Source organism: Longibacter sp. (assembly GCF_051155795.1).
Classification (GTDB): Bacteria; Bacteroidota; Rhodothermia; order Rhodothermales; family Salinibacteraceae; genus Longibacter.
Map to the genome: position 1 here is coordinate 1 of NZ_DAXETW010000124.1, position 16524 is coordinate 16524.

The following is a 16524-nucleotide window of genomic DNA, read 5'->3' on the forward strand; positions in this document are numbered from 1 at the left end:
GTGGCACCGGACGCTGTGAGGGTCGCGAGACCGGTACGAACGAGTTCCGGCGTGCCGGCATATCGCCAGATTCCACGGTACAGGCCAAACGCGTAGAATAACGCGATTTTCAGGCTTACCACAAATGGAAGGATCTGAATCATCTGCTCCGCATGCGGAGCGGGCACGCCGGAATCGAACCGAAGCGAGTGGGCGATGACGAATGTCGCACCGACGAGCACCGCATCTGCCAGAATCCCGAACAGGGCCTTCCAGTGATGGCCCATCAGGTTGTGCAGGGCACGAAGCGGCCGAAAACCAGTCCGTGGTGCACCGTCTCCGGACACATCCTCGTAGACTTCCGCACGGGCAAGTTGAATCCCGAGGACGACGAGGACGACCCCGACGATCCCCGTCAGCGCGAAGAAGAGCCGGTCCCCGACGTAGAGTGCGGTAAGCGCGGCGACTCCGGACAGAAGGCTGAGGCCGTAGAGCATCAGAACCGCGTGGCGCTCCGACAGGCCGAGAAAGACAAGCCGGTGGGATGAGTGGTCACGTCCCCCCTGGGAGATGGGCCGACCGGACAGCTTCCGAACGAACGTGACCAGCGTCGTATCGAAAATCGGGACGGCGAGCACCGCAAGCGGCACAAGCGACACGGCAACGGGTCCTGCGGAGACCGACTCCGTCTGAATGATTAGCCCGAGAGCTGCGACGATGTACCCCAGGAAGAGGCTGCCGCAGTCCCCCATAAAGATCCGGGCTGGCTTGAAGTTGTACACCAGAAAGCCGAAGGCGGCGCCGACAACGGGCGTCCCGACCGCCACGGCCAGCGTGCTATCCGCCATGGCAGCGTAGACGACCATCACTCCGGCGGCGATACCCGCGACTCCCGCGGACAGCCCGTCCATGTTGTCGAGCAAGTTGATCGCGTTGGTGATGCCGACAACCCAGATGAGCGTCAACGGAAGCGAGACCCACAGCGCCCAGTCGTGACCGAAGGAGTAGCCTGCGTACAGCAGCAAGCTCGTCGCCATTACCTGCGTCGCGAGTTTCGCCGCGGGACGGATCTCCCAGATATCGTCGACCAGCCCGGTGACGAACATGAGCGTCGCACCCAACCAGATGAGCCCGACGCTCGACGACGGCGTTGTAAGAAACACGGAGAGGCTGCCCCCGAGAAAAATAGCGATGCCACCCATGAGGGCGGTTGCCGACACATGCCACCGGTCTTCTTGCGGATGCGCCACCCACCCCATCGATCGTGCCAGCCGGATGACGACCGGCGTCAGTCCGACCACGGCAAAGAACGCGATGAGGCCACTCAGGGGCTGGCTGGCAAGAATGTGAGTGACGTCGAGCATGTGGGAGTGGATCGAAGAAAAGCGTTTGCTACGGGTTCAGCGGCCTGGTACCGCTACGTATCGGTAGGAGAGTAAAACCAATGACTGTAAAGTGCGGTGTGATGGATCCAAAACCCACCATCCTTAATTCAACCTTGTCGCTTTCACCTTTTTATCATACTTACCGTACAAAAGATGATACTTCATAGGTAGGCGAATCATAATCCCGAGAGCGGGGGGCGCGTTAACCGCCCGATCCCCCGGTTGCGCCGGAGGAGATCTACCGGGTCAAGAAAGCAAATGGAGGGTCACCGACATCGCGTTGATTCAAGCGGCTATCAGCAGACCGCCATCTTGGTAACAATTGAGCCGCTACGAGTGACCAGTACGTAACGAGAGGTGCAGGTCGGTGACCTGCTTTAATAATCACATTTATTCAAATCGAACAAGAAGCGATCCGAATGCCTCCATAGATTGTATACGTTGAGTTAAATGACCATCAGGCTGGGGTCGTTGCCCCAATCACGTCCTTCAGAATCTCATCCGTGTCCCGCTCCGGCACGAAACCGATGGTCTCCTTGAGCTTGGTCACGTTGGGCGTGCGGCGGCGCATGTCTTCGAAGCCCGGACCGTAGACATCCTCATAAGGGACGTGGACGATATCCGATGATGAACCTGTCAGATCGCGAACCCGCTCTGCGAGTTCGTTGATGGAGATCTCGTGATGGGACCCGATGTTAAAGACCTCGCCTCGGATCTCCTTTTCTGTGTCAATGAGTCGCTGAACCGCCTCGACAGCATCGTAGACGTGCGTAAAGCAGCGTGTTTGCTTGCCATCGCCGAAGACGCGGATGTCTTCCCCTGCTCGTGCCTGGCGAACGAAGTTCGGGATCACCATCCCGTATCGGCCACTCTGGCGCGGGCCGACCGTGTTAAAGAACCGAAGCGAGATCACATCCAGCCCGTGCTCATCGGCGTATGCCTTCGCCAGGAACTCGTCCATGGCCTTCGAGCAGGCGTAGGCCCAGCGGCGCTTCTCCGTGGTGCCGAGCGTCCAGTCATCCGTTTCGCTCAGAGCATCCAAGTCATCATCCTTCTGCATCGCCTTTCCATACACCTCCGACGTCGAAGCGATCGCGACCTTCGTGCCATGATAGTCGGCAAGCTCGAGGACGTTCTCCGTGCCCCCTACATTGGTTTTGATCGTCTCGACGGGTTTCTCCATGACGCGCTTCACCCCGACAGCCGCTGCCAGGTGGACGACCACGTCGGCCTCGCGAATGCCCTGCTCCAGCGTGTGCCGGTCCAGTACGTTGCCGATCGTAAGCGAGAACCGGTCATGGTCCTCCAGGTGCGCAATATTCTCTCGACGCCCTGTTGACAGATTGTCGTACGCGTGAACCGTGTGGCCGGCGTCGAGCAGGACGTCGGCAAGGTGGCTGCCGATGAATCCGGCGCCCCCGGTGATGAGGATAGTCATAATCTAATCGTGAGAATAGACAAATTGCGAGCGCGGTGTCTTTTCCAGACGGGCCGTAATGCGACAGCTACACGTCCAGGACCGGGCGATCTTCGTAATACGCGTGAACCCATTTGGCAAATTTTTGCAACCCGTCTTCGATAGACGTATCCGGACTGTAACCGAGGAGACGACGCGCCTTGGAGATGTCCGCGTATGTTTGCTTCACGTCGCCGGGTTGCGTGGGCAACTGCTTGATCGTCGGCTCAATGTCGAGACTGGATGCGATACCATGGATTAAATCTTTTAACGACGTCGTCTCGGATCCGCCGAGGTTCATGATTTCGTACTCCTTGTCCTCGACCGCATCAGCGCGATCGAGAGCCCGAACGATTCCATCTACGATATCTTCGACATACGTGTAATCGCGTCGGGAGGAGCCGTCGCCATACATCGTGATTTGCTGACCAGTAAGTAGCTGGCGCGCAAACTTGTGAATGGCAAGATCGGGACGCTGACGGGGGCCGTAGACCGTAAAGAAGCGCAGGCTGTACACGGTGAGGTCGTACAGGTGGTGGTAGGTGTGGCAGAGAAGCTCACCGGCGCGCTTCGTAGCAGCGTACGGAGAGATGGGTTTCCCGACGTCCTGCTCTTCCTGAAACGGCACGTCGTCGGTATTGCCGTAGACCGACGATGACGAACCGTAAATGAACGTCTCAATCCCAAGCTGTTCAGCAACCGCGAGCATCGACTGCGTGCCGGCAATGTTGGTGCGCTCGTATGCCATCGGAGCCTCGATGGACGGCCGAACGCCCGCCCGAGCCGCGAGGTGCACGATCGCCTCGACCTCTGCCGCATGTAGCGTCTGAAGGAGGGCGTCGGTATTGCAGATGTCGGCCTCGATCAGCGTGAAGTGCCGACGCGACAGATCCGAGATCCCCTCCATCTTGATGGCTTTCGGGTAAAACGGATCGAAATTGTCAATCGCCGTGACGCGATGACCATCGCGAATGAGGCGACGACAGAGGTGGCCGCCGATGAAGCCGGCGCCGCCAGTGACAAGGGCGTGCATGGGTGGTAGGAAGAGTAAAGTGAAGTCGATTCCGTTGGATGGGCACAGCTCGTCTCCACTGACATTACAGCAGAGACTCGTCGTGTACGGCGTCCAGGTGCCACTCCAGGGTACGACGGAAGGCCTCACGCATATCCACGGGTTGGCGAAACCCTTCGTCGCGAATAGCCTCCGCGTCAAAGTACGTCGATCGATTAAACTTCTTGATCCGGGCCGATGTAATGGGGAGATCGATGCCGGAAATCTTAGCAATCAAATCCGATACGGTCGCTATGGGTGCGGCAACGGACAGAGGGATGCGTAGCGACGGCTGAGAACGCCCGAGCATATCATAGATCATGCGGACCATTTCCCCAGTCGTCATTGGAGGCTCGTCTACGTAGATATATGCCTCTATTCCATCCGTGTGATGCTTCATCAAAAACCGTGTCGCCTCGATCAAATTGGTGATGTAGGACGTCGATTTAATCGCATTTCCCGGACCGACCATGACGAACCGCCGCGTATAGATCGCCTCCATTAACCGGTATATGTTCGTGCTATCCGGATTCTCCGGCCCGAACACGACTGAGGGTCGAATAATGAGAACGCGCGCATCAGGATGCTCGTCGGCATATTCCCAGAAGAGGCGTTCCGCGTCCGCTTTCGACGCACCGTAGGATTCAATTGGCGTGAAGGAAGCACCTTCATCGACCCCCTCGTCGCTCGGACCGTGGACAGATACAGTGCTGTAGAACACCCAGTCGTTGACCCCTTCCCGGGTGCCCTCCTCGATCAGAACACGTGTCGCCTCAACATTATCTTGAAAATACTCTTCCTTCGAGATTCCCCAGTCTCCTTTAGCCGCTGCAAGATGGAGTATGCGGTCGACGTCTTTTACCGCACGACGGGTCGTCGACGGGTCACATAAGTCGCCATGGACAAATTCATCCGGCTCGCGGTCGCTTCGGACCCGATCAACACCGCGCACCGATACCCCTTGCTCACGGAGCACCCGGACGAGTCTACTCCCGATATAGCCAGACGAACCGGTGACTAGAATATCCATGAAGCTACTTCCTCCTATCTAACGGAATTGAGCACATGTCGCCTCGGTCGATCGGGCCCTTTTCGTACCCGTGGTATCGAGGTCAACGAGGCGTGATGGAAATCGGGTCATTCAAGCATCGATACCCGTGGATGTTGCCCTCAGGCCCGATAGTTGTCCATGATTTCGTAGACCAATTTACCGCCGTCCATCATCAGACCGAACGGAACCGCAACCCACTTTCGCCAGCCCTCGTAATTCTTCCAGACTACTCCAGGTCGGTAACGGGCTGTCTTGATGCGGTACGATATTCGTTCGAGCGCGGCGGCTCGATGCTTTCGGTACCGATATACCACCGCATCAGTTATCCGCATCGACCTCGCCGCGTCCAGAATTCGAAGCGCGTAATCACCATCAATGCATCGGTGCAGGGATTCGTCGAGAAGCCCGGCTTCTTCGACTAATTCGCGTGATATCAAACACGCATTCAGGTGAAAGGGCGTTTTCCATCGGAGGTAGAAACCGTCGCGCAGTTTACTAGGCGATGTTGTGGAGGGAGCAGGTCGTACACCGTAGGTCGTAGACGCATCGAAGACCTCAAAAGCGCCGATGACAAGATCGACATCCTGGGACGCGGATTGCCGGTCTGCCCTGCTTCGTGCTGTCCGATGGATCGCCTGCACTCGTGATGAGATGCTGTGCGGCGTAAGCTGGTCATCCGCGTCGACAAACGTAAGGTACTTTCCGGACGACCGCTCGATACCCCGATTCACCGCTCGCGACTTGCCCCGGTTTTCCTGACGGATGTAGGTTACCCGGTCGTCGAACGCAGGTTGGTTTGGATCGGTGTAGCCACGGACAACCTCTTGCGTCTGATCGGTCGATCCATCGTCGACGACGATCACCTCCAGATTTTCGAAGTCCCCCTGGACGATTGAGTCTATGCAGGCGCGGATGTACTCGCCCATGTTGTAGGCTGGAATGATGACGCTCACGACCGCGGAGAAACTGCTGAGTGACATGGGTTCGGAAGCTTGACGTGGTTGTTTGAGTACGATGTCCCTCCCTGAGCCATCTGCCTTCAGCGTCGACATTTCCCACTATGAACCGCGCCAACTGCGACGATTCTCCCGATCAGAGACCGAGGCCGGGCATCGCCCGTCACGAACGATGCGGAAGACGGGCTGTGACCAGTGACCGTACTCCATTGTAGCCTGCGTCGAACGCAAGATACGCACCGTCGCGCCGAATTCGTGGGTGAAGATCGACGCGATCCGTATCCCAGTATTTCATCGGCGACGGAATTCTCGCGATCTGCTGCGCCTCTTCATCACCATCATTCCAGAGGAACAGGCGTTGATGCCGCCTGGCGTCAGGGTAGGTATCGAACACGACCGTCGCACCGTCCGGCGTAGCATGAGGATGGCCATCGCGACGGTTCAGGCGTTCACTCCAATCAGCAATATTGTCCGTCTCTAAATCGACGAGATAGAAGCCATCCCCTCCCCGTTTGGTGTTTGCAAAGGCAACGACTTGATCGGAGCCAACCCACGAGAAATGCGAAACCATATCGTCAAATCCGACGCGTCGGAGCGAACGGTCTTGCAGCGAAACGCAGAACAGTTCACTTTGAAGCCGTCGGTTAGGCAGAGCCTGTCGACGCAGAAAAAGAAGTCGCGAGCCGTCCGGGGAGAACAGACAGTGGGAGAAAAAGTCGGTACCGTCATCGGCACTCGGGGCAAGATCGGTCTGTAGATCATCGAGTTCGATCCGCAGGGTATTTGAATCATCCCCGCTTCTCCTTTGCACCAGGAGTGTTGCCGGCGGCATGTTGGAAGCCGCTCCTGTTTCTTGGAAGGCATACCCGTACCCGTCCATCGCCTGTCCCAACGTCTTGAAACAGACGGTCGCTATCCAGGTCCCGTCCGGGCTAACCGCAGCGACCGGGTATTGTAGGGTCGTGTCGCGATGAGTCGATAGATTGTGGACGACCGCTCGACACGCTCCTTCGCTAAAGTCGTTGTAGATGACATGGTCCCCATCCCCTACCCATTGCAGCTGCGCGCCTTGCTGCCAGTTCCATGCAGTTGTCTCTCCAACACGGATTGCATCTGTCCAGTCTGGCCCATCAAATACCATCACCATAACCGGTTCTCCCCGCCTCCAGCCATCTCCGACATCGGACCCCTGGATGCCGTGTCCCAACAGAAACTCTCCGCTCGGCGACCATGGGCTTTTATCGTGAAAGCCAAAAAAGGTACCTGGCCTCTTTACTAGCTGGAGGTGCGTATCGACTGTCGAATCGGACATGGCGGACCCGATGCGTTGATACACCCATTTGAGGTAGTTTTTGAGCACGATGTTGTCTTTTACCGCATCATAGACAACCTTCTCAAGTCTGCGGGCAACCATGGCGTTTGACAGCTTCAAGAATCTGTTGAACTCGGGAGGTCCACATGTGCTGGTTTTCCGCTACGTCCTGGGCACGCCTGGCGCGCTGGAGAGCATCATCGTATGTGTCGCGCACCTCACGGACGGCATCGACGAGCGCGTCGGACGATTCGACGTCGAATAGTCGGCCCAGTCTCCCCTCTTCGAGGATGTCTGCGGTTTGCGGTGTCCGCGCCGCAACAATCGGCCGGCCTACCGCCATGTACTCGAAGAGCTTCGTTGGCGATTGGTAGGAGTAGTGCGGACTCGTTGTGTAGAGGAGGGCGTCCATTTCACACAGTCGATCGGGTACATCCGAAAACGGGACTTCCCCCTCTAGCACAAAGTTGTCGACGCGCTCGGATTGTCGATGCAAACTCGCCTTCGCCGGACCGGCGCCGAATATGTGAAAAGAAACTCGCTCATCGGCCAGCTTGTCGGCGGCCGCGATGACACACTCGAGCCCGTAGTTCTCCTTTAAGAGACCAGCAAAAGCAAGTCGGAAGACCGGGTCCTTCCCTCCATCGTGTATCGGCCGAAATCGTTCTTGAGCAACACCATTCGGCACGACCTGGACACGGGAGGCCGCCTCGGCGCTGACGTTACGATGGACCCACTGCCGCAGCGATTCCGAGATCACGACAGGAACCGTTGCGAGCTGGATGATTCGCTTGTCGATCGGCTTGAGAAGTCCGAGTTGCTGAGCGCCGATCGTGTTAATCTCGATCACATTCGGCGTCGTCTCCCTCCGTAGTGCCGACCAGAGGTGCGGGGTTGCGCTTGCTGAGTAGCGCGTGTACGAGAAGTCGTACTGACCACCGGAGAGCAACCGCTTGGATTCGCGAAAAAACCGCCACAGCCACCGCTGCCGTCCAAAAAACCCTCTCCCCGCTCCGTTCACCCGGACGAACCCTGCTCCGACCTCATTAAAGAACGATTCCCCTTCATGGGCAAGTACGGTTACGGTGTGACCTTGTCGGACCATGCCCTGCACAATCCCGAGGCTGTGTGTGATGTGCCCACCAACGGAGTCGTGCTGGCTGAAAAATCGAGGATAGGGAATTCGATAAAGAACGTTCATCGGCAAATCGGAGACACGCAAGCGCCTGTAGCGAAGGGGGACGAGATTCTGAACAGATCGGAGCGAGGTGGGCCCGGCACTATAGAACGCGACGAGATTTCGACGCGGCGTCTCCGGGTCGTGCGTACCACCATACAGCCCACACGGCAACGATTCCTAGCACAGCGAGCAGGCGCCCCGAATAGAAGTCGATGGATTTCGAGTATTCGAGAACGAGAAAGAGAAAGAGTCCGAGGTAAATGATCCACCGATTCGTCGAGGCAAGTCGTCCCTGTGCGAGTCTCCAGAGGGCGAGCGCGAATGGAAAGACGATGAGTCCCAGAAGCAAAACGAACGCAATGACACCACCATCCAACCACACCTGAAGAAGCAAATTATGGGGATAGTACCCCTCATGCCCTCCCGCCATGATCCCAGATGATCCAAGTCCATATCCCAAGGTGGGGGCGTCCGTAATATTTTCAATCGATGTCATCCAGAGCGATCCTCGACCTCCGGTTTGCAACTCACTCCCGGAAATCAACCGCCGGAGGCGCTGCGCCGTGCGCTCGACCTGTAATGCTGCGACGACGATAGCGCCGATAAGCGCAAAAACCCCAAGCCCGAGAGAAAGCTTTTTCATTCGACTAAGCAGCCACGTCCAGATGGTGCGTCGACCAACCGTCATGCGTGTCGACAGAAAAAGGCCTGACAGAAGCAAAATCCCCAGGGTGGACAGAAGCGCACCACGGGCTAGAGCTCCTGCCAGGGCGACCAAAAGAAGGAGCGCGAGCAGCCAATGATAGAATGGACGCTTACTCCGGACAAAGAGCGATAGACAAGCAGCAACAGTGCCTAAACCCAGCACACGTGCCGTGACAAGATAGTTCTCCGCAATGATGGCCCCGTACCCGCGCAAGCTCCCGGCTTGTGCATATCCGAAAACGACAAATCCGGCTACCAGCACGCCCACCGTCATCAAGACGACGACCAACTTCGGAAACGTAGAGGGTGTCAGGGAGAACAGTGCAGCCAAAATGGTGGCCAAGATTCCCGTGAGGAGAAGAACCTCCCCTTGTGAATCAATGCCCGGCTGGGTCCAGAGTGCGGAGATCATTAACCACCCGATCAAGGCCGCCCATGTGGCAGCGTAGTGCCCGACAACTCTGGGAATCCGTTGCCGGAACACGGTCAGTCGAAGCCCTGCCGTCCCCATCAGTATCACGACGGGAAGGACGTACGAAGAGATGCCAACATCCAGCTGCGCACGTAAAAACGCCGCGCCCGCGAGCATACCGATTGATCCCGCAACAAGCCAGTCTAGTTTGTTCTCCATATCTCGAAAATGCTTGCAGCAGCAGGGGCCCTCCGGATTCTGCACAGTCCGCGTCGATGGAGGACTCGCTTGCGTTCTACACGGATGTCGCTGCCGATTCGACAACACGCCGAATCTTAGATAGCTGAGATTGCAGACCAAAGTTCTTGCGAACCGTATCCCGTGCCCGTTGCCCGAGTTCTTCTGCTATAGCCGGATTTTCTCGCATTTCGAGCAGAAGGTCTGCGAGAGCGTCGTGGTCTTCAACGGGAAAGAGCCGTCCATTATCTCCATCGATGATTTCGTTCGGACCGGTTTCGCAATCGGCCGCAAGGACAGGCCGACCGAGTGCCATCGCCTCGAGCAATACATTGGGAAACCCCTCACTTCGGGAAGGCAGAACGAACACGTCGGATCGATGCATCACCGGAAACGGATTTTCCTTTTCTCCAAGGAAGTGAACCTGGCCTTCCAGACCAAACTCTTCAACCATCGCTCGATACGGTTGGGGGTCCCCGCCTCCAACAACCCACGCATGAATCTCAGAGCTACTGTCGCTCTGGCCCCCGTCCCTGGATCTGCGAAGTTGAGAAAGCGAACGAAGGAGGATGTCGAGCCCTTTGCGATGGTTGATTCGTCCTACGAACGCTACACTGAATACGCCGGAGGGAATTCGTGCCACATCGTCGGACGATTTGTCGGCCTGGGTTTGAATCTCGTCGATTCGAATCCCATTGTGAATAACCTGAATCAGAGACTGAGGGAGGTCATAGGCTCGAATACAGTTTTTCCGTGCAGCGCTTGAAACAGAGATGATCTTCGACGCGCGCCGAAGCAGGAAGCCTTCGATGGCCAGTCGGATGCGAGACTGCTGACGCCTCTCCGTGGGCCCGGAAAGAAACAACACGTAGGGCGTCCGACTGAGGAGGCCGGCGATCGCTGTCACCATGTTGGTGTTCCAGGCCCGGCTTAGTAGTACATCAAACTGACGATCCCGCACCGTCCGGACGAGTCGAAAGACAAAGGCAGGGGCGGTTGCTTTTCGAAACGGGAGATCGAGCGAAATCGTCTCTGCTTGGACCTCGCCCGCAAACGCACCTGTGGCCTCGGAAACGATAAACGTAACCTGATGCCCCGATGCTTGCAGGTGGCGGGCGATGTACCGGGCCTGCCGCTCGGTGCCACCTGCCTTCAGGTATGGCAGTACGAGACCTACGTTCATTCAGACGTTGCTACTAATACTGGAGGAAATGGAACGGTAAACGGACACTCGATCCGGACGGGTACGTCGTACGACACCGCGAACGCTTCCAGGGGGACAACAGCGAGCCGATCGGATTTCCTCAGGCTTGCGGAAGATCCTCAATTCTATACATTGAGGCAACCGACTCCCTTTATGATTTCGACACCATCCGATGAGCCCCTGAGAATTGCTGGAGGGACCGTTATATTAAACGCGATTAGGCTACCCGTGAAGTAACGAGCATCCTGCAAGACGATCAACCACAGTCTTTGAATTTCTCACCCAACTATTTGATGGTAGGCCCGGTCATCGTCGAAGGCTTGCGGTATCTCCAGTCCATCCGAACACCTCTGATGGGCATCTGCGTGCTCCTGGCTGTGATGCTGCTTGGATGCTCGTCCCCTTTCACCGCGGAGCCCGAGAACTGCTTCGCCCGCTCAGTGTCCTCGAACGTCGACTCTATCGCCGGCATTCCCTTCATCCGGTGGCATCCGACGTCAAGTATTCCCGACTCGGAGTGTGGAAACACGGGCGGTTCAATTGAGCACCATCATAATCTCACGTCCTTATACGGTGAAACCGAATTTACGCGTAACGCCCAGTTTGTCGACATAAACCAGGATGGTCGCCGAGAAATCATTACGCGTACCCTGAATGAGAACCAGGTTCGGGCCTTGAATTCTGAAACGGGATCGACCCTCTGGGTCAGCCCCTTCATACTCCCTGCTTCCCACCACCCCCAAGCCAGTGACCTCGTGGTCGCGGACCTCGATGAGGACGGGCAACTCGAGATTCTGATTGTCACGTACGACGGTCACGTCCTCTGCATCAATGCAGAAAACGGTTCTCTGCAGTGGAGGCGACAGCTTCCCTATCACATCAACAATCCGGACCTGGCGTCTTCGGTTGGCAACATTACGGACGATCCCGGCCGTGAGGTCGCTCTAACCGTCGGAACCGATGTTGAATGGGGACCGCGAAGTCGCCCTCGGATTAATCAGATTCAGAACCCGTCGGTGGTGGTTCTTCAAGCGGATGGCTCGATATCATGGACGGCTGATCAGTACGACTCAACGAACTCGAATGGCCACCGAACGTGGGTCCACGACGTTGACGGTGATGGGTTTTCCGAGGTGTTTGCGATTGGGCAAAGGAAGGTCCTCGCATTCGACCGAAAAGGGACGATCCGATTCGCGATACCGATGGAGAATGCAGGACATCCCGACCAGATCGTTTTCGGAAATTGGACGGATGAGCATCCGGGGGACGAGATCATCTACACGGATGGGATTCACGCAATTGGCGTTGCGTCAAGCAGTGGAGAACGCCTCGAGCTCCGGCGAGTCCGTGGACCCCTCGGGGGGCACCTGCAGGACCTGACGTTGGTTCCGACGCCGGAGGGGCCTCATCTGCTCGCCCAGAACATCCGGGACTCTGAAGCAAAAACGGTTCTTTACGACCAAGACTTGAATCCCCGCTGGGCCTCCCAACTTGGCTACCATGCGTCCATGCAGACCACACGACTCATCGACTGGGACGAAGACGGGCAACTGGAGATCGCTACAGGCTCAATCAGCGAAACCGGGGACAAGCAGTGCTCTCTCCAGGTGATGGAAATCGATGGAGCCCCCCTCTACTGGCACCGCTGGAACGACTATCGACTCTGCGTCATCACCGATGCGACCGAAGAAGCCTTACTGGTGGGCGTTGGGTGGAACGAGGGATCAGAGGGTCGCTATTCGCTCCCTGACGGAGTACCGATGAATCTGTTCGTGATGAACACCACCAATCCATGAATCGATCGCAAGACTGAATCAGGTAATCGGTTCACGATCCCGATTTGGTGCCTACGCGTCACTCGGGGTGGAGATTGGCGTTCCTACGAGTAGAACCGCTGGTGGGTAAACGATCGACAAGCCATCACGCCACACCACACGGATTGCCGAGGATTGAACTCCAACTCATCAACGCCCCCCGTTAACGTATCCATACGTCTTTCTCAGGGGATACGTGATTAGAGAGCAAAACTTTTTGTAGAAATATGGAAGCTCACGATTTCTGCGCCCCGTTTCGAATACGAATTCGTCGTTCCCTCGGCGCATTCGATTTCCCGAAAGTCCGATGCCGGTACTCATCGGCACTTCATTTTGGATCTTTCGATACACCCCGTCAAAATCGATGGGGACTTCGGATGCGATTCGCTCAAGCGTGCATTCAGGATCACTCTTTAAGCTTTCATATCGGACTGTGATCGTTTTTTCTGGGTATTTCGCTTTGACGATCTCGCAGAGAGTATTGCCGATTACCCAGTTCAGACAGGTGAGCAGGGCGAACAGGGGTTTGGCTCGGTTCGTATCGTAGCTATTCCGAAGGAAGCGAAACTTTCCATTTTTGTAGATCCGCTCCATATCGGAGGCTAGAACGGCTCTCGGATCTCGGACGAGGTGAATGACAACAGCTTCCTCCACACATTTTGCCATGAGCAGCCCCCGGGTGATCTCTTTGGAGGAATCGACAATGACCCGCTCACCCGAAACCTCTTTCACTGAGTTGTAAATTCGCCGGATGGCCTGAATTGTAGCCCGATTGGTACCAGCCGTGCACCCCTCTTTGAGAGTCTTAAAGAAGTTGGATATGTGCGCCTGGCTCTTGTACGCCTCAACCGTTTCCTCCCATGCCGTATCATTTCTTTTCGCTTCGACGCTTGCCCTCACGTCATTCCAAAACTTCGTTTTCCGTTGCTCGCGTTGATGGTTCAGCGAGGGCCGAAATTCTTCGGTGAGACCCACCACGGATTCACCGATCCCTTGAACGCCGGGAGCGTTGTCTAATAGACAGTCCAGGACCGTACTTCCACTATGACCTCGGCCCATAATATAGATAACACTTTTCATAGGGGTAAAACGTTTATCGTCGTGAAAGAGGTGATGAGTCCAGCCTGCAGACGCGTGAGATAGGAATAGCGCCTCATCTGAACGATAGGATTCCAACCTCGAATGTCCCGATGGTTCAAGGCACACGAAACGGCGTTCAATGAGCGCGCGGGGCGGCGAACGCACCGCCAGCATGAATGGCAGGGTGGTTCAACAATTAGCACCTGCCCTGCACGGTGTGAGCCATTCCGACGCTTGTCCATTCAGGATCGAAGGGATCGAGTCCTCGTGATCGTGATCCTCACGTAGCCGATACTACCGACCGGTTTCTCAAAAGGCATGTTGCTTCACCGGTCGCCCAGCGTTGAAAGCGTGGCTACGTCGTCTCTGTCATCGTCCTGAGCCCAGCGTAAGAGTAACTCCCACCACGATAGAACGCGCGACCATGAAACGGGCAACGAGAAACGCGGACGATCTCGGAAGAAAAGCTGTGCGGGTCTACTGTGCTTCAACAAGCAGTTTCATCTGGCTGCCCGCCAGTAAAAAAGCACCCGCTCCGTACGGTTCAGCATGAGCTCTGTCGACCGATGCGGGCCGGTCACCGGGTTGCTGTACCCAACCGACGCGTCCCTCCTCATTCACGGATTCACGAACCATTCCCTTCCAAGCTCGGCTGACGACGGGTCCGTACGTGTCCCGCGATAGCAGCCCCTCGTTGATCCCCCATGCCAGTGCATACGTAAAGAAGCCCGTTCCGCTCGTTTCGGGTTGAGGATAGGCCGCAGCGTCGATCATGCTCGGACGCCAGAATCCACTCGGTTGCTGTGTACATGCTATCGCCTCCGCCATTTCTTGGAACCGATTCTCAAACCAGGGTCGCGTCTCATGGTCTTCGGGGATATCCTGAAGGACACGCGCAATTCCGGCGAATACCCACCCATTGCCGCGCGACCAGAACACCTTTTCCCCATTGGGACTTTCTTGGTCGATGAATCGTAGATCCCGGTAGTACAGTCCGTACGATACGTCGTAAAGCGGAAGCGACGCCTGCTGAAAACGATGTGCCATGAAATCCATTGGCCGGCTGGACCCGGTGATCGCTGACATACGTGAAAGCACGGGTGGTGCCATGTAGAGTGCATCCACCCAGTCCCAGATCTTGGCGCCGTCCTCTCCGCGGTCCACAACCGCGCGCATTCCTGTCAGCGTCGGCTGGATGTCGGCAACGTCGGGCCGCTCTTGATGCATTTCAAGATACACTTGACCCACGCAATGGTCGTCGGCATGGGTCTCCCGGGGCCCGAGTTGCCAGTCGACCCGCTCGGCCCACGCCTGCGTCGAGTCGAGATAGACTTCGTCGCCCGTGGCGCGGTAGGCTGCAGTCAATCCCGTATACATTGCACAGTCGATCCACTTATTGTAGCGATCGCGCGGGGTGTATACAAGAATATGTCTCGTATGAAACTGGCGAACGCGCTGCATGACGTCCACGACCTCATCAGGGTCGATGTCCTGCAGGGGCACCGTCTCCGATTGCGGACGGTTGCAGGTCAGGTTGGAAAGTGGTGGGGCGTCGGACGGGGCAGAATCTGGCGGCTGGAGTCCACCACTGTCGCACCCGAGCCAGAACAGTCCGGCAACAAGGCAGAGTGACGTTACAAGTCGGAAAGCCATGAGGCAGGGAATCAAGATGGTTGAACATGGCGAGAGCCACAAGAGTGGACATCGACCGCTCCGTGGCCGCTCGGAAGAAGCAAAAATAGGAAGCAGCGGCAACACACGTGACGACGTGAACACCGACACACGCTGATCCTATAGTGTGTCGCGACGAATGGAATGATACAGGTTCGATGCAATGCGCCGTGGGATGTCGACGGCACCGGAACAGAATAAGCGTCCTACACCAATCGTACGAATATACCGAGCCTCACGACGGCGCCGACTACCCCACTGCGGAGACAATTGTGCACTCATTTTATCGACCGGCATCTGCTCGTACTCGCGCTCGAATCGAGTCCTGAGATGATCGTTTGACGTCGCGTAACTCGTCCTCTGTACGCTGTTCTCCAGGACCGTTTCCGCACCGAGCACGACGAGACCGAGCCGTCGAATACCCGTTTCCCTGAAACGATCCCAAATGTTGCCGAGAAGGGTCCATTGCATCCGTGACCGGAAAAGATCGAGTTTGCCACGATCTCGCTGCACGACTTTCAAGGCTCGATGTACGCCAAACCGAAACGCCTGAAAGGGAGACGGATTGGGGCTGTGATCGACGATGGGCGCAGGGGGCTCTTTCGTCGATAGCCGCTTTCCCGGGACCTCAGGACTGTGATCCACGAACAGGTTCTCGTTACTCGCCGTCCACTCCGCGCGGTCACTAAACGCATGGAGCCCCATTATGAGCGTCCCGGACGCCCAGTCATGAACCGCCAGGATCGCGTGATCCAGGTCCGGCTCCTCTCGGAAGAGGTCGACGAGCGTCTCCAAAGATTCTGGTGACCGGAAGACCATGTCGGCATCCAGCTTCACGTAGAGGTCGAATCCGGTACGATCCATGAACGTGCGATACAGTCGGTCGTGTGCCTCTTTGTTGGGCAGATGCTTGTAGACAACGTGCTCCCAGTCTTCGTGCGTCTGATCGCGGATCGACTGCATGCACTGCTCAAACTCATTTTCTCCTGTGTACAGGGTGCCAATAAGAACGCGCAAAAGGTTGGAAGGTG

The 16524-nt window shown here is 56.7% G+C and carries 13 protein-coding genes; 1 reads left to right on the forward strand and 12 read right to left on the reverse strand.

Annotation, left to right across the window (positions count from 1 at the left end):
• The 9 genes from ACFCU0_RS12730 to ACFCU0_RS12770 form a co-directional block, all read right to left on the reverse strand.
• A partial coding sequence (locus tag ACFCU0_RS12730; protein ID WP_434974056.1) for a glycosyltransferase family 4 protein occupies nt 1-1343 on the reverse strand: 1343 nt, incomplete at its 3' end.
• A 478-nt stretch (nt 1344-1821) separates the two neighbouring features.
• Entirely contained in the window at nt 1822-2802 is a 981-nt protein-coding gene (locus ACFCU0_RS12735; RefSeq protein WP_434974057.1) for an NAD-dependent epimerase/dehydratase family protein, read from the reverse strand.
• A gap of 67 nt (nt 2803-2869) precedes the next feature.
• On the reverse strand, nt 2870-3853 hold the full coding sequence (locus tag ACFCU0_RS12740; RefSeq protein WP_434974058.1) for an NAD-dependent epimerase/dehydratase family protein: 984 nt from the start codon (nt 3851-3853) through the stop codon (nt 2870-2872).
• 64 nt (nt 3854-3917) lie between these two features.
• The gene (locus tag ACFCU0_RS12745) at nt 3918-4901 is read right to left on the reverse strand and encodes an NAD-dependent epimerase/dehydratase family protein (RefSeq protein WP_434974059.1); all 984 of its coding nucleotides are present in this window, start codon (nt 4899-4901) and stop codon (nt 3918-3920) included.
• Nucleotides 4902-5041: 140 nt separating this feature from the next.
• A complete protein-coding gene (locus ACFCU0_RS12750) occupies nt 5042-5902 on the reverse strand; it encodes a glycosyltransferase (RefSeq protein ID WP_434974060.1) in 861 nt (286 codons plus the stop codon).
• 139 nt (nt 5903-6041) lie between these two features.
• A complete protein-coding gene (locus ACFCU0_RS12755; RefSeq protein WP_434974061.1) occupies nt 6042-7292 on the reverse strand; it encodes a hypothetical protein in 1251 nt (416 codons plus the stop codon).
• Nucleotides 7273-8391 carry a glycosyltransferase family 4 protein gene (locus ACFCU0_RS12760; RefSeq protein ID WP_434974062.1) on the reverse strand — a complete coding sequence of 373 codons (1119 nt, stop codon included), beginning with the start codon at nt 8389-8391 and terminating at the stop codon, nt 7273-7275. Before ACFCU0_RS12760 ends, ACFCU0_RS12755 begins: the two co-directional genes overlap by 20 nt.
• Before the next feature lie 79 nt (nt 8392-8470).
• Nucleotides 8471-9706, reverse strand: coding sequence for an O-antigen ligase family protein (locus tag ACFCU0_RS12765; protein ID WP_434974063.1), 1236 nt, complete (start codon nt 9704-9706; stop codon nt 8471-8473).
• A 76-nt stretch (nt 9707-9782) separates the two neighbouring features.
• The gene (locus ACFCU0_RS12770; RefSeq protein WP_434974064.1) at nt 9783-10907 is read right to left on the reverse strand and encodes a glycosyltransferase; all 1125 of its coding nucleotides are present in this window, start codon (nt 10905-10907) and stop codon (nt 9783-9785) included.
• 401 nt (nt 10908-11308) lie between these two features.
• Here ACFCU0_RS12770 and ACFCU0_RS12775 point away from each other — a divergent pair, with 401 nt between their 5' ends.
• Complete coding sequence (locus ACFCU0_RS12775) at nt 11309-12724, forward strand: FG-GAP-like repeat-containing protein (RefSeq protein ID WP_434974076.1); 1416 nt, start codon at nt 11309-11311, stop codon at nt 12722-12724.
• A 168-nt stretch (nt 12725-12892) separates the two neighbouring features.
• Here the strand turns inward: ACFCU0_RS12775 and ACFCU0_RS12780 are convergent, their stop codons facing one another.
• The 3 genes from ACFCU0_RS12780 to ACFCU0_RS12790 form a co-directional block, all read right to left on the reverse strand.
• A complete protein-coding gene (locus ACFCU0_RS12780) occupies nt 12893-13996 on the reverse strand; it encodes a sulfotransferase (protein ID WP_434974065.1) in 1104 nt (367 codons plus the stop codon).
• Nucleotides 13997-14299: 303 nt separating this feature from the next.
• Nucleotides 14300-15475 carry a glycoside hydrolase family 88/105 protein gene (locus ACFCU0_RS12785; RefSeq protein WP_434974066.1) on the reverse strand — a complete coding sequence of 392 codons (1176 nt, stop codon included), beginning with the start codon at nt 15473-15475 and terminating at the stop codon, nt 14300-14302.
• A 138-nt stretch (nt 15476-15613) separates the two neighbouring features.
• Nucleotides 15614-16510 carry a hypothetical protein gene (locus ACFCU0_RS12790; protein ID WP_434974067.1) on the reverse strand — a complete coding sequence of 299 codons (897 nt, stop codon included), beginning with the start codon at nt 16508-16510 and terminating at the stop codon, nt 15614-15616.
• Between the last annotated feature and the right edge of the window lie 14 nt (nt 16511-16524).